Genomic DNA, 12,809 nt, shown 5'->3' with positions numbered 1-12,809 from the left:
CGCCTTTCACTCGGTCCGGTGAGCGCGGGCGTTTCGTTGCCGAACAGTGGACAGGGGTGTGCAAAAGCTGTGGGCAACATGGCTCAGCCTGTGGGCCGCATGGGGACAACCAAGATCGTGCCCTGTGGACGCTTCATCCGTCCACAGGCTGTGGAACGCGCTCGACCACAAATCCACAACCAGTTGACCTGGTGTGATGAAGTGTCGGCAACCATCCCTGTGGATGCAATCTGGACAAGTCGGCAGTCCCCAGGCTGTGGACGGGATCTTGTCCGGATCTCTGTGGAGAACGGTCCGTCGCCGGTGGGTATTCGAACAGCGCGATGGCGCATCGGTGTCGGCCGGGTGTCGCCGACATGGCCCGGAACGCCGATGGGCGCCCCGGATTCCGTCCCGGGGCGCCCATCGGAGCCGTGTGCACAGCCGGCCCCGCACAGCGTCGGAGGCATGCCGCTTCGGGTCCCGTCCAGGGCCCGAAGCCGTGCGTCGGCCGTGTTCTTGTGTTCCTGCGTTCCTGGTGCCGTCAGCCGTTCTTGATGCGGTTGGTGAGCTCGGTGACCTGGTTGTAGATCGAGCGCCGCTCGGCCATCAGCGCGCGGATCTTACGGTCGGCATGCATCACCGTCGTGTGGTCCCGCCCGCCGAACTGTGCGCCGATCTTCGGCAGCGACAGATCCGTGAGCTCACGGCACAGGTACATCGCGATCTGGCGTGCCGTGACCAGTACCCGGCTGCGCGAGGAACCGCAGAGATCCTCCACTGTGAGCCCGAAGTAGTCGGCGGTCGCCGCCATGATCGCGCTCGCGGTGATCTCCGGGGCCGAGTCCTCGCCCCCGGGGATCAGGTCCTTGAGGACGATCTCGGTCAGGCCGAGGTCGACGGGCTGCCGGTTGAGACTGGCGAAGGCCGTGACCCGGATCAGCGCACCTTCCAGCTCACGGATGTTGCGTGAGATGCGCGAGGCGATGAACTCCAGTACCTCCGGCGGGGCGTTGAGCTGCTCCTGGACCGCCTTCTTGCGGAGGATCGCGATCCGGGTCTCCAGCTCGGGGGGCTGCACATCGGTGGTCAGACCCCACTCGAAGCGGTTCCGCAGCCGGTCCTCCAGGGTCACCAGCTGCTTGGGCGGCCGGTCCGAGGACAGCACGATCTGCTTGTTGGCGTTGTGGAGCGTGTTGAAGGTGTGGAAGAACTCCTCCTGCGTCGACTCCTTGCTCGCGAGGAACTGGATGTCGTCGACCAGCAGGATGTCCACGTCGCGGTAGCGCTTGCGGAAGGCGTCGCCCTTGCCGTCGCGGATGGAGTTGATGAACTCGTTGGTGAACTCCTCCGAGCTCACGTAGCGCACCCGGGTCCCCGGATACAGACTCCGCGCGTAGTGCCCGATGGCATGGAGCAGATGGGTCTTGCCGAGTCCCGACTCCCCGTAGACGAACAGGGGGTTGTACGCCTTCGCGGGCGCCTCGGCCACCGCGACGGCGGCCGCGTGCGCGAAACGGTTGGACGCCCCGATGACGAAGGTGTCGAAGAGGTACTTGGGGTTCAGCCGGGCATGCGGCTCACCCGGGCCCGGAGCCGGTGCGGGCTGGGCGCCGAGAGGACCCGGTGCACCGCCCCCGCCGGGCACTCCCCCGGCCTGCGGCCCGCCCGGCCCGCCATGACGCGGGGCCGGCGGCTCGGGCAACTCGTGGCGCTCACCGCGCGGCTGGTCGTAGTGCCCGCGGTCGGACACCGGCGAGCGGTAGTCGTGATGCGGCTGCTGGGGGCGGGCCGTGGCGTACGGCTCCCGCCACTGCTCCGCCGGCGCATCGCGCTCCTGGAAACCGCCGAGCCGCGGCTGCTGCCAGGACAGGTCCTCCTGCGTGCGCGGCCAGGCGCCGGGCTCGGTGCGCTGCTGGTACTCGGGGTACGCGGGGCGGGCCGTCGGCAGACCGTCGCCGGAGGGCCCGGGGCGGTGCCCGTAGCTCTCGTAGGTGTCGCCCGGGCTGAGCTCGTCGCGCTGCGCCGCCGGATACCGGTGCTGCTGTACGGGAGGGGCCGGCGGTGAGGCCGGCCCGGCGGCGGAGTCGTCGACGGTGATCGCGATACGGATCGGGCGACCGCACTCGCGGCTGAGGGTGTCGCTGATCAGCGGGGCCAGCCGGCCCTCAAGGACTCGCTTGCCCCATTCGTTGGGGACGGCGAGCAGGGCGGTGTCGGCTACCAGCGCCAGCGGCTGGCAGCGTTCGACCCACTGCTTGTCCTTGGGCTCGATGGTCTGCTGGCCGTCTCCTAGGAGTTGTTCCAGCACTCGTGGCCACACTGCGGCAAGATCGGCAGGTACATCAGCCACAAGGCACGCTCTCTCACAGGTCCCACGAATGTGTGGTTCTCGGGACGGGTCGGTCAGGCCCGGCAGGCGGGAACGAAAGGAATTCGAGTTCAGCCACGGTAGTCAGGGCGACCCGTGCGTTCAAGTTGTTGTCCACAGCCTGTGTACAGCGCGCCGCGCGATGACCCTGGTTTGACCGAATGGCGTAGCCGCGCGTACCGTAACCAGGTCGAGTTGTCGATGGCTGCTGCCGCCTGCCTCCGATGGGCAAAGATCACGATCAATAGATCACGATCGGTGATTGTGAAGCGGTGCACTCGGGCGTATTGCGAGCTACTCGTGGGCGCACGGTGACAGCCAGGCGATGCCCCGCCACCATCCGATTCATTACTGGAGCCCCCGAGTGAGCAAGCGCACCTTCCAGCCGAACAACCGTCGTCGCGCGAAGACCCACGGCTTCCGGCTGCGTATGCGCACCCGTGCCGGCCGCGCGATTCTCGCGTCCCGCCGCAGCAAGGGTCGCGCCCGTCTGTCCGCCTGACCGCGTACAGGTCATGACGTGCTGCCTACCGAGAATCGGCTGAGGCGGCGCGAGGACTTCGCGACCGCGGTACGGCGGGGACGCCGGGCAGGCCGCCCGCTTCTCGTCGTCCATCTACGCAGCGGTGCTACGGACCCGCACGCGCCTGGGGAGAGCGCTCCCCCGACGCGTGCGGGTTTCGTCGTGAGCAAGGCAGTAGGTGGTGCGGTCATTCGCAGCCAGGTGAAGCGGAGACTGCGCCACCTGATACGCGAACGACTGGCCGAGCTGCCCCCCGGTAGCCTGGTGGTCGTACGGGCGCTGCCCGGAGCGGGCGACGCCGATCATGCACAGCTGGCCCAAGACCTGGACGCCGCTCTTCGGCGGTTGCTGGGAGGGGGTGCGCGATGAAGTACCCGCTGCTGGCCCTGATCAAGCTTTACCAGTGGACGATCAGCCCGTTGCTCGGGCCCGTCTGCCGGTATTACCCGTCGTGTTCTCACTACGGATACACAGCTATAGACCGGCATGGCGCGGTGAAGGGCACAGCCCTCACCGCCTGGCGCATCCTGCGGTGCAACCCGTGGTCGCCGGGCGGCGTGGACCATGTCCCTCCCAGAAAACGACCTCGTTGGCACGAGCTGCTGCGTGACTATCTGCGCGGTGGCAAGGGCGGGCAACCCCCTGAGACCAGCCCGGCCGCAGAGACCTCGCCCAATGCTCAAGGAGCCTGATTAGTGGACACGATTGCCAGTCTCTTCAGCTTTATCACCACACCCGTTTCCTGGATCATCGTCCAGTTCCACTCGCTGTACGGGGCGGTCTTCGGCCCCGACACGGGTTGGGCCTGGGGGCTGTCCATCGTGTCCCTGGTGGTGCTGATCCGTATCTGTCTGATCCCGCTCTTCGTGAAGCAGATCAAGTCGATGCGGAACATGCAGGCGCTCCAGCCGAAGATGAAGGCGATCCAGGAGCGCTACAAGAACGACCGACAGCGTCAGTCCGAAGAGATGATGAAGCTGTACAAGGAGACGGGTACCAACCCGCTCTCCTCGTGCCTGCCCATCCTGGCGCAGTCGCCGTTCTTCTTCGCTCTGTACCACGTGCTGAGCAACATCGCCTCGGGCAAGACGATCGGCGTTCTCAACCAGACGCTGGTGGACAGCGCCCGGCAGGCCGAGATCTTCGGCGCTCCGATCGCCGCGAAGTTCACGGACTCCGAGGAGAAGGTCGCGGCGCTCCACGCCTCGCTGACCGATGTGCGCATCGTCACCGCGATCATGATCGTGCTGATGTCGGCGTCGCAGTTCTACACCCAGCGCCAGCTGATGCAGAAGAACGTCGACCTCACGGTCAAGACGCCGTACATGCAGCAGCAGAAGATGCTGATGTACATCTTCCCGCTGATCTTCGCCGTCATGGGTATCAACTTCCCGGTTGGTGTTCTCGTCTACTGGCTGACCACCAACGTGTGGACCATGGGTCAGCAGATGTACGTGATCAACCAGAACCCGACCCCGGGCTCCAAGGCCCAGGACAACTACCTGCAGCGGCTGCTGAAGGGCGTCACGGTCCACGGTGAGGTGCGCGGCCGCCGCAAGCGCAATGTCGTCCAGGCCGTCGTGGCCAAGGGCCCGGACCGGAATGAGAACGAGCGCCGGTTCATCACGGGCCTGGCCAAGGCCGGTTTCGTCGCTCAGGCGGACGGCACCGTGCTCAAGGGCGACACCGTCGCCGAGGAGACCGAGAGCGGCGCTGCCGCACGGCGTCAGCAGCCCAAGCGCCAGACCAAGGCCCAGCGCCATTCCGGCGGTGCCACTCCGCAGGCCTCGACGGCGAAGCCGTCGCTCGAGAAGAGCGACGAGCCGCAGGACGCCGCTCCGAAGCCCGCTTCTGCCTCCGCCCGCCCGACCAAGTCCGGACAGCGCAAGGGCCAGCAGCGGCCCAAGCACCCGTCGTCCAAGAAGTAAGAAGGAGTCCATCCGTGACGGAAGGCACCACCTCCGCCGCCGCCGAGGGTGGCGACACCCTGACCCGCCTGGAGCAGGAGGGGGAGATCGCCGCCGACTACCTCGAGGGCCTGCTCGACATCGCCGATCTCGACGGTGACATCGACATGGACGTCGAGGCGGACCGGGCCGCGGTCTCGATCATCAGTGACATGGGCGGCAGGGATCTGCAGAAGCTCGTGGGCCGGGATGGCGAGGTGCTGGAGGCGCTCCAGGAGCTGACGCGTCTTGCGGTCCACCGGGAGACCGGCGACCGCAGCAGGCTGATGCTGGACATCGCCGGCTTCCGGGCCAAGAAGCGTGCGGAGCTCGCCGAGCTCGGTGCCAAGGCGGCGGACGAGGTCAAGAGCACCGGTGAGCCGGTGAAGCTGAAGCCGATGACTCCGTTCGAGCGCAAGGTCGTGCACGACGCGGTTGCCGCCGCCGGTCTGCGCAGTGAGTCCGAGGGCGAAGAGCCTCAGCGCTTCGTCGTCGTGCTCCCTGCCTGACCACCCTGTTCTGTCGGCCCCGTCTGTTCGCAGGCGGGGCCGAGTTTTGTCAGCCTGTAGTCAGCACCACAGCGCCGTTGCGCGGCATGGAAGGACGGTTCCGGTGACGGAGGCATCAGAGCTTCCCCAGGCGCCCCAAGAGGCAAGGACGGTGTTCGGTGAGTTCTTTCCCGAGGCCGTCCGGTACGCGGAGCTGCTCGCGGATGCGGGGGTCAAGCGCGGTCTGATCGGTCCGCGTGAAGTGCCACGGCTGTGGGAGCGGCACCTGCTGAACTGCGCGGTGCTGTCCGAGGTCGTACCGGAAGGGGTCACCGTCTGCGATGTGGGCTCCGGGGCCGGCCTTCCCGGTATTCCCCTGGCACTGGTCCGTCCCGATCTCAAGATCACGCTCCTCGAGCCGTTGCTCCGGCGCACCAACTTCCTCCAGGAGGTCGTCGAACTGCTGGGGCTGGACCATGTGACGGTGGTGCGAGGCCGAGCGGAGGAAATGCTCGGGACGCTGCCGCAGGTTCATGTGGTCACGGCTCGGGCGGTAGCTCCTCTGGACCGGCTTGCAAGCTGGGGTGTCCCTCTGCTCCGTCCCTACGGAGAGATGCTCGCTCTCAAGGGAGACACCGCGCAGGAAGAGCTCGATAGTGCCCGGGCGGCCCTGAGCAAGCTGGGTGTGGTGGAGACCTCCATCGTGCACGTCGGGGAAGGGGTCGTTGATCCGCTCTCCACCGTGGTGCGCGTCGAGGTCGGCGAGAGTCCCGGTGGTGTGCGGTTCGCCGCCAAGCGAGCCAAGGCGGCCAGGACGGGACGTACCCGCCGCCGTCGTTGAGGCTTGTTCCCAGTCGATCCGTCCGATCACTTCGGCTCGGATCCCCTTACGTACGCATTTCGGAGTGTCGTAACGATGTGACCCTGTGGCGCGTGCATCGTGTTTCACGTGAAACGTCGCTCACTGCTGCAGGGAATCATCAGCCGCGGTCGCGCAGCTACACCGCGCGACCGCAAGCCCCTCGTGAGGGCTACGGGCTTGTCCACAGAGGTGGAATTCTCCACAGAACCACCCAGCGCGCTGGTTCACGACCCCGAAAGCATGGCAGGCTCTGCTCATCCCGAGCCTGAAGTCGAGGAGAGTGAATCCTTGCGGTCCGACGCCAACATCGCGGGACCGATGACCGATCCGGTCCCTGGTCCCCGTACCGAGTCGGCGGGGGAGGATGTTTCACGTGAAACACCGCCGCCGATGGACGACACCCCTATTGGTCGTGCTGCCCAACTGGCGGTGGAGGCTCTGGGCCGTGCCGGTGAGGGTCTTCCCCGACCTGCACAGACACGCGTCATGGTGGTCGCCAACCAGAAGGGTGGCGTAGGCAAGACGACCACGACGGTCAACCTTGCCGCGTCCCTTGCCCTGCACGGTGGTCGTGTTCTGGTGATTGATCTGGATCCCCAGGGCAATGCCTCCACAGCCCTGGGCATCGATCACCATGCCGAAGTCCCCTCGATCTATGACGTGCTGGTGGAGAGCAAGCCGCTCTCCGATGTGGTCCAGCCCGTCCCGGACATTGAAGGACTCTTCTGCGCCCCCGCCACCATCGATCTCGCCGGTGCGGAGATTGAACTGGTGTCGCTGGTGGCCCGGGAGAGCCGACTTCAGCGTGCGATCCAGGCCTATGAGCAGCCCCTGGACTACATCCTGATCGACTGCCCGCCGTCGCTCGGTCTGCTGACCGTCAATGCGCTCGTCGCCGGTGCGGAAGTGCTCATCCCCATCCAGTGTGAGTACTACGCCCTGGAGGGGCTCGGCCAGCTCCTGCGCAATGTCGACCTGGTGCGAGGTCATCTCAACCCGGCATTGCATGTCTCGACGATTCTGCTCACCATGTACGACGGCCGGACACGACTGGCCTCGCAGGTGGCGGAAGAGGTCCGCAGCCACTTCGGTGATGAGGTGCTCCGGACGAGCATTCCGCGGTCCGTGCGGATTTCGGAGGCGCCCAGCTACGGGCAGACGGTCCTCACCTACGACCCGGGTTCCAGTGGTTCGCTGTCGTATCTTGAGGCGGCACGTGAGATCGCCCTGCGAGGGGTCGGGATTCACTATGACGCCCAGGCCGCTCATGTGGTCAGCCAGAACAGCCAGCAGCAAAGTTTGTCGGAGGGGATCCAGTGAGCGAGCGACGTAGAGGGCTCGGGCGTGGGCTCAACGCGCTGATCCCGACTGCTCCACAGGAGAAGACGGGACTCTCCGAGGGGACGGGTTCGGGTACTCCGGGGGCAGCGCCCCTGCTCACGGCAGAGCGTGGAGTGCCCGCCGCCAAGGTGGCCGGCCTGCCCCCGGGGCCCTTGGCTCCCGAGCAGCGCACCGCCGAGCCCGAGCCGGACCGCTTCCCCGAGGCCGTCCCGTCCGCCGTGGCGTACTTCGCCGAGGTGCCGCTGGATGCCATCACGCCCAACCCGCATCAGCCGCGTGAGGTTTTCGACGAGGACGCTCTGGCCGAGCTGGTCACGTCCGTCAGGGAAGTCGGCCTTCTTCAGCCTGTGGTCGTCCGGCAGCTGGGTCCGGAACGCTATGAGCTCATCATGGGTGAGCGCCGCTGGCGGGCCTGCCGAGAGGCGGGGTGGGAGCGCATTCCCGCGATCGTCAGGGCCACGGAGGACGAGAAGCTCCTCTTGGACGCCCTTCTGGAAAACCTCCACCGGGCTCAGCTGAACCCGCTGGAGGAGGCACACGCCTACGAGCAGTTGATCAAGGACTTCAACTGCACCCACGATCAACTGGCCGACCGGATCGGCCGCTCGCGTCCGCAGGTTTCCAACACGCTGCGTCTGCTGCGTCTTTCGCCTCCGGTACAGCGCCGTGTGGCCGCGGGTGTGCTGTCCGCCGGCCATGCCCGGGCTCTGCTGTCCGTGGAGGACTCCGAAGAGCAGGACCGGCTGGCGCACCGCATTGTGGCGGAAGGGCTGTCGGTGCGCGCGGTCGAGGAGATCGTGACCCTGATGGGTTCGCGCTCCAGCGCTCCGAAGCCCAAGGGGCCTCGGGCAGGTACCCGCGTCACCCCGGCACTGACCGATCTGGCCTCGCGCTTGTCGGATCGCTTCGAGACCCGGGTCAAGGTGGACCTCGGTCAGAAGAAGGGCAAGATCGTCGTTGAGTTCGCCTCGATAGAGGATCTTGATCGTATTCTCGGCACTCTTGCCCCGGGTGAGGGACGAGTCATGGACAAACGTCTTGATGAGGAGTCCGGGGAGGACGACACTCCCTAAGCCCTCCAAGACCTGGGCCTCGCGGGGCCACCAGGGCGGATCGTGTCCGGCAGTCGGCGGAACACGGTCCGCCCTTTGCCGTCTCACGGTAGGCGTGTCCTCGCTGGGTGGATACGATGCGTTCTGGTATGGCGCATCCACCTTGACCCATCTCAGAGGAAGGTAAGCGATGCGATCGGTGAGCCGTAGCCAGCTACTGACAGCCGGCCTGGGCATTGGTGCGGTCGGTGGGTTCATCGGCAGCCTGCTACGGGAACGGAGTGCGTTGTCCGCTGCCCTTGGTGCGGCAGTCGAAGCAAGTGAGGAGCAGCCTTCATGGGGCGTCGGCTCGTACCGCTCACCCTGGACAACCTTTCAGACCTCCCCAAGCGCTGCCGAGCGTGTGTCTTCTGGGAGCTTGATCCGGTCAGCGGAGAAGCGGCAGTAAAGGCCGGGACACCCGAGCTGGAAAAGGAAGCCTGGATCTCCGCCGTTCTGCTGGAATGGGGGTCCTGCGGTCGCGTCGTCTATGTGGACGAGGTGCCGGTCGGGTTTGTGCTCTATGCGCCGCCCGCCTATGTCCCGCGGTCCACGGCGTTTCCCACGAGCCCTGTCTCACCGGACGCCGTGCAGCTGATGACCGCCTGGATCATGCCGGGGTACCAGGGGCAGGGGCTTGGGCGGGTGATGGTGCAGACCGTTGCCAAGGATCTCCTGCGCCGGGGCTTCAAGGCGATCGAGGCGTTCGGGGATGCCCGCTGGTCTGAGCCGGCTTGTATGCTCCCCGCCGATCATCTCTTGGCGGTGGGCTTCAAGACCGTCCGTCCGCATCCCGCACATCCGCGGTTGAGGCTGGAGCTGCGTACCACGCTCTCGTGGAAGGAAGACGTGGAGCTGGCGCTGGACCGGCTTCTGGGGGCCGTTCAGAAGGAACCGGCGCTGAGGCCGCTGTAAGGCCTCGAGCGGTTTCTGAACATGGCTGACAAAGGCGTATGGGCCGGCCCTCAGGGGCCGGCCCATACGTGTTTCACGTGAAACAGACGCCTTGTGTCAGGCCTGGGAGACCTCATCGTTGATGAAGGAGTCCAGCTCGCGGAGAAGCAGGGACTTCGGCTTGGCACCGACGATGGTCTGAACGACCTCACCGCTCTGGTAGACGTTGAGGGTCGGAATGGACATGACGCCGTACTTGGCTGCCGTGGCCGGGTTCTGGTCGATGTTGAGCTTGACGATCTCGATCTTGTCGCCGTGCTCGGCCGCGATGGCCTCCAGCGACGGGGCGATCTGGCGGCACGGACCGCACCACTCGGCCCAGAAGTCCACGAGCACAGGCTTGTCGCTCTTGAGGACTTCCTCGTCGAAGTTGGCGTCGGTCACAGTCTTCAGGGCCACGGTGGCCTCCTTACTTTGCGGGGGTGTGGGGTGTGGGACAGGAAGTCGTCTGGACGGTGGGGGCGGGCCTCACCATGAGGTCAGGCCGTCTCCACGCGGTCAGGCGGTAACCGCGGCAGCGGCCTTGTCCTCGTCCGCCAGAGCGGCGAGGAAGCGCTCCGCGTCCAGAGCGGCCGAGCAGCCCGTGCCGGCGGCGGTGATCGCCTGGCGGTAGGTGTGGTCCACCACGTCACCGGCGCCGAAGACACCGGCGAGGTTGGTGCGGGTGGACGGCGCGTCGACCTTCAGATAGCCCTCCTCGTCCAGCTCCAGCAGCCCCTTGAAGAGCTCGGTGCGCGGGTCGTGGCCGACGGCGATGAACAGGCCGGTCACGGGGAGCTCGGAGGTCTCGCAGGTCTGGGTGTTGCGCAGGGTCAGACCGGAGAGCTTCTGGTCGCCGTGGATCTCGGCCACCTCGCTGTTCCAGGCGAACTTGATCTTCGGGTCGGCGAACGCGCGCTCCTGCATCGCCTTGGAGGCCCGGAGGCTGTCACGACGGTGGACGATCGTCACGGACTTGGCGAAGCGGGACAGGAAGGTGGCTTCCTCCATGGCCGTGTCACCGCCACCGACGACGGCGATGTCCTGGTCCTTGAAGAAGAAGCCGTCGCAGGTCGCACACCAGGACACGCCACGACCGGACAGAGCGTCCTCGTTCGGCAGACCGAGCTTGCGGTGCTGGGAGCCCGTCGTGACGATGACGGCCTTGGCGTGGTGCACCGTCCCCGCGGTGTCCGTGACGGTCTTGATGTCACCCGTGAGATCCACGGCGATAACGTCGTCCGGGATGAGTTCGGCGCCGAAGCGCTCGGCCTGCGCCCGCATGTTGTCCATCAGGTCCGGTCCCATGATGCCGTCGCGGAAACCGGGGAAGTTCTCCACCTCGGTGGTGTTCATCAGCGCACCACCAGCGGTGACGGCGCCTTCGAACACCAGCGGCTTCAGCGACGCGCGGGCCGTGTACAGCGCCGCGGTGTAGCCGGCCGGCCCGGAGCCGATGATGATCACGTTACGGACGTCGCTCACGGGTTACTTCCTCGTCTCTGGGGACTGCCTGCTGCCTAAGGGGCGCCTTCACGGACTCTCACCCCACCCAACGGATCCTAAGGGGCAGGCATTCCCGCGAGCTCCGAGCGCCACGTCGACCGTTTCCGGAGACATCCGGTCTCTCAGGGGCGAGGGTAGGCATGCGTGAGGAGGAGCTTCCCCTTGCCTGACGGTGCAGTCTCGACGCATGACGCGTCGACCACATACGCCTGCACCTGGGTCTCATCGCCGGGGTGCGGCAGAACCACGAGGATGGCCTTGGTTCCGGCGTAGGTGCCCTGCTCCATCGCGATGGCCGGCTCGCTGCGGCCGGTGCCCCTCTGGATACAGGCGGGCACAGCCTCGCTCTCAGGGGTGCGCATCGGCTGCATACGGGGAGCCGGCTTGGTTCCGCCCGGCGAGGCTTCCTGCGTCGAGACAGTCGTGGCCAGCAGTCGGTGCACCCGCGTCGCGAGAGTGCTCTCGGAAAGCGCGTCACCGGTGGAATCGCCGGCGCTGACCTGGCTCTGGGTCTTCTCGGCGTTGTCGCTCTGCATCCCGACGGAGCGGAGGAGGAGAACGCTTATCCCGGCGGCGGTGATGCCCAGTGCAGCGCCCAGGACGGCGATCCGGCGACGACGGCGGCCGGGACGATCCCGGCCGGGGCCTGTGGCCGCACGCGCCCGTCCGACCGGGCGATCGGCAGGACCGGTTGCGCCGTGGTGTGGGGGGACCGCCGATGTTTCACGTGAAACATGCTCCGGCTCGTCCTGCGCCCCCTCCTGTGGCGTGGTCGCGCTGAGCAGTGCCTCGGCGGCGAGCGCGGCATCGATGCGTTCGGCGATGTCGTCCGGCATGCGCTGAGATTCCGGGAGCGTGCCGAGAAGGCCGCGGATCTCCTCCAGGGACTCCCGGACCTCGGAGCACAGCGAACAGCCCTCCAGGTGGTCCTTGACCGCGGCCTGGCGGGACGGCGACAGGAGGCCCTCGGTGAGATCGGCGATCTCCGAGACTTCCGGGTGCTCAGCCGTGCCGGTCGTGGAGGTCACGCGCGCCCACCTCCGCCCTTCACCCCGGCAGGATCACTTGGCCCTGCATCCTTCGGTCCCATCGCCGGTGGGACGGATGTCCCCGGCGTCCGGTTCCTTCCGCCGTGGGAATCGCCGCTATCCCCGGTGTCGCTGCGTAGATGAGTGAGCATGGGGAGCAGCCGCGCCCGGCCGCGCGCACAGCGGCTCTTCACCGTGCCCGTGGGCACGTCCAGCATCTGTGCGGCCTCCGCCACCGGGTAGCCCTGCATATCGACGAGTACCAGGGCGGCCCGCTGATCGGCCGGAAGTCTGGCCAGTGCGGCCAGGAGCTCACGGTGGAGGTCCTGGCGTTCCGCGGGTGCCTCGGCAGACTCATGGGGCTCGAGGAGCTGCTCCAGACGCTCGGTGTCATCGACCGGCGACGTTTTGCGGGAGGCCGCTTTCCGGGCCCGGTCGAGACAGGCATTGACGGTGATGCGGTGAAGCCAGGTCGTCACAGCAGACTGACCGCGGAACGTATGGGCCGCCCGGAAAGCCGAGACAAGGGCGTCCTGCACCGCGTCCGCGGCCTCCTCCCGGTCCCCCAGCGTGCGCAGGGCAACGGCCCAGAGCCGGTCGCGATGGCGGCGGACGAGCTCGCCGAAGGCATCCGGGTTGCCGGCGACATGGAGCTCAAGGAGTTCCATGTCGGTTGCATCGCCGAGCGCGGCGCTGTCCAACGGTGAGCCCCCTCCCCATGTCTCGGTACCTGTCAGCGTG

14 protein-coding genes are annotated in these 12,809 nt (G+C 66.9%); 9 read left to right on the top strand and 5 right to left on the bottom strand.

The window, feature by feature from the left end:
- Window positions 1-523 precede the first annotated feature (523 nt).
- Window positions 524-2,290: a chromosomal replication initiator protein DnaA gene (gene dnaA / locus ACTWOL_RS18980; RefSeq protein ID WP_474297927.1), complete on the bottom strand. Its 1,767-nt coding sequence runs from the start codon at window positions 2,288-2,290 to the stop codon at window positions 524-526.
- Window positions 2,291-2,714: 424 nt separating this feature from the next.
- On the opposite strand from dnaA, the gene rpmH reads away from it, so the two are divergent.
- The 9 genes from rpmH (at window position 2,715) to ACTWOL_RS18935 (ending at window position 9,516) form a co-directional block, all read left to right on the top strand.
- Window positions 2,715-2,852 (top strand): 50S ribosomal protein L34, encoded by a 138-nt coding sequence (rpmH, locus tag ACTWOL_RS18975; protein ID WP_003956500.1) that lies wholly within the window; start codon window positions 2,715-2,717, stop codon window positions 2,850-2,852.
- 18 nt (window positions 2,853-2,870) lie between these two features.
- Window positions 2,871-3,242 carry a ribonuclease P protein component gene (rnpA, locus tag ACTWOL_RS18970; RefSeq protein ID WP_474297926.1) on the top strand — a complete coding sequence of 124 codons (372 nt, stop codon included), beginning with the start codon at window positions 2,871-2,873 and terminating at the stop codon, window positions 3,240-3,242.
- Complete coding sequence (gene yidD / locus ACTWOL_RS18965) at window positions 3,239-3,565, top strand: membrane protein insertion efficiency factor YidD (protein ID WP_266380318.1); 327 nt, start codon at window positions 3,239-3,241, stop codon at window positions 3,563-3,565. The genes rnpA and yidD overlap by 4 nt, the downstream gene beginning before the upstream one ends.
- 3 nt (window positions 3,566-3,568) lie before the next feature.
- A complete protein-coding gene (gene yidC / locus ACTWOL_RS18960; protein ID WP_474297925.1) occupies window positions 3,569-4,801 on the top strand; it encodes a membrane protein insertase YidC in 1,233 nt (410 codons plus the stop codon).
- Between the two features lie 14 nt (window positions 4,802-4,815).
- Window positions 4,816-5,328 (top strand): Jag family protein, encoded by a 513-nt coding sequence (locus ACTWOL_RS18955; RefSeq protein WP_474297924.1) that lies wholly within the window; start codon window positions 4,816-4,818, stop codon window positions 5,326-5,328.
- A gap of 103 nt (window positions 5,329-5,431) precedes the next feature.
- A complete protein-coding gene (gene rsmG, locus ACTWOL_RS18950) occupies window positions 5,432-6,148 on the top strand; it encodes a 16S rRNA (guanine(527)-N(7))-methyltransferase RsmG (protein ID WP_474297923.1) in 717 nt (238 codons plus the stop codon).
- Between the two features lie 198 nt (window positions 6,149-6,346).
- Window positions 6,347-7,489 carry a ParA family protein gene (locus ACTWOL_RS18945; protein WP_474297922.1) on the top strand — a complete coding sequence of 381 codons (1,143 nt, stop codon included), beginning with the start codon at window positions 6,347-6,349 and terminating at the stop codon, window positions 7,487-7,489.
- Window positions 7,486-8,583: a ParB/RepB/Spo0J family partition protein gene (locus ACTWOL_RS18940; RefSeq protein ID WP_474297921.1), complete on the top strand. Its 1,098-nt coding sequence runs from the start codon at window positions 7,486-7,488 to the stop codon at window positions 8,581-8,583. Before ACTWOL_RS18945 ends, ACTWOL_RS18940 begins: the two co-directional genes overlap by 4 nt.
- A gap of 315 nt (window positions 8,584-8,898) precedes the next feature.
- Window positions 8,899-9,516 (top strand): GNAT family N-acetyltransferase, encoded by a 618-nt coding sequence (locus ACTWOL_RS18935; RefSeq protein WP_474297920.1) that lies wholly within the window; start codon window positions 8,899-8,901, stop codon window positions 9,514-9,516.
- Window positions 9,517-9,612: 96 nt separating this feature from the next.
- Here ACTWOL_RS18935 and trxA read toward each other — a convergent pair whose 3' ends face one another.
- The 4 genes from trxA to sigM form a co-directional block, all read right to left on the bottom strand.
- The gene (trxA, locus tag ACTWOL_RS18930) at window positions 9,613-9,954 is read right to left on the bottom strand and encodes a thioredoxin (RefSeq protein ID WP_474297919.1); all 342 of its coding nucleotides are present in this window, start codon (window positions 9,952-9,954) and stop codon (window positions 9,613-9,615) included.
- Between the two features lie 99 nt (window positions 9,955-10,053).
- On the bottom strand, window positions 10,054-11,019 hold the full coding sequence (gene trxB, locus ACTWOL_RS18925) for a thioredoxin-disulfide reductase (protein ID WP_474297918.1): 966 nt from the start codon (window positions 11,017-11,019) through the stop codon (window positions 10,054-10,056).
- 143 nt (window positions 11,020-11,162) lie between these two features.
- A complete protein-coding gene (locus ACTWOL_RS18920; RefSeq protein ID WP_474297917.1) occupies window positions 11,163-12,068 on the bottom strand; it encodes a hypothetical protein in 906 nt (301 codons plus the stop codon).
- Window positions 12,065-12,736 (bottom strand): RNA polymerase sigma factor SigM, encoded by a 672-nt coding sequence (gene sigM, locus ACTWOL_RS18915; protein WP_474297916.1) that lies wholly within the window; start codon window positions 12,734-12,736, stop codon window positions 12,065-12,067. The genes ACTWOL_RS18920 and sigM overlap by 4 nt, the downstream gene beginning before the upstream one ends.
- Between the last annotated feature and the right edge of the window lie 73 nt (window positions 12,737-12,809).

The organism is Micromonospora sp. IBHARD003 (genome assembly GCF_056106285.1).
Note: the sequence above shows the minus strand (reverse complement) of the source record. Positions and strands in the feature narration are given on the sequence as shown.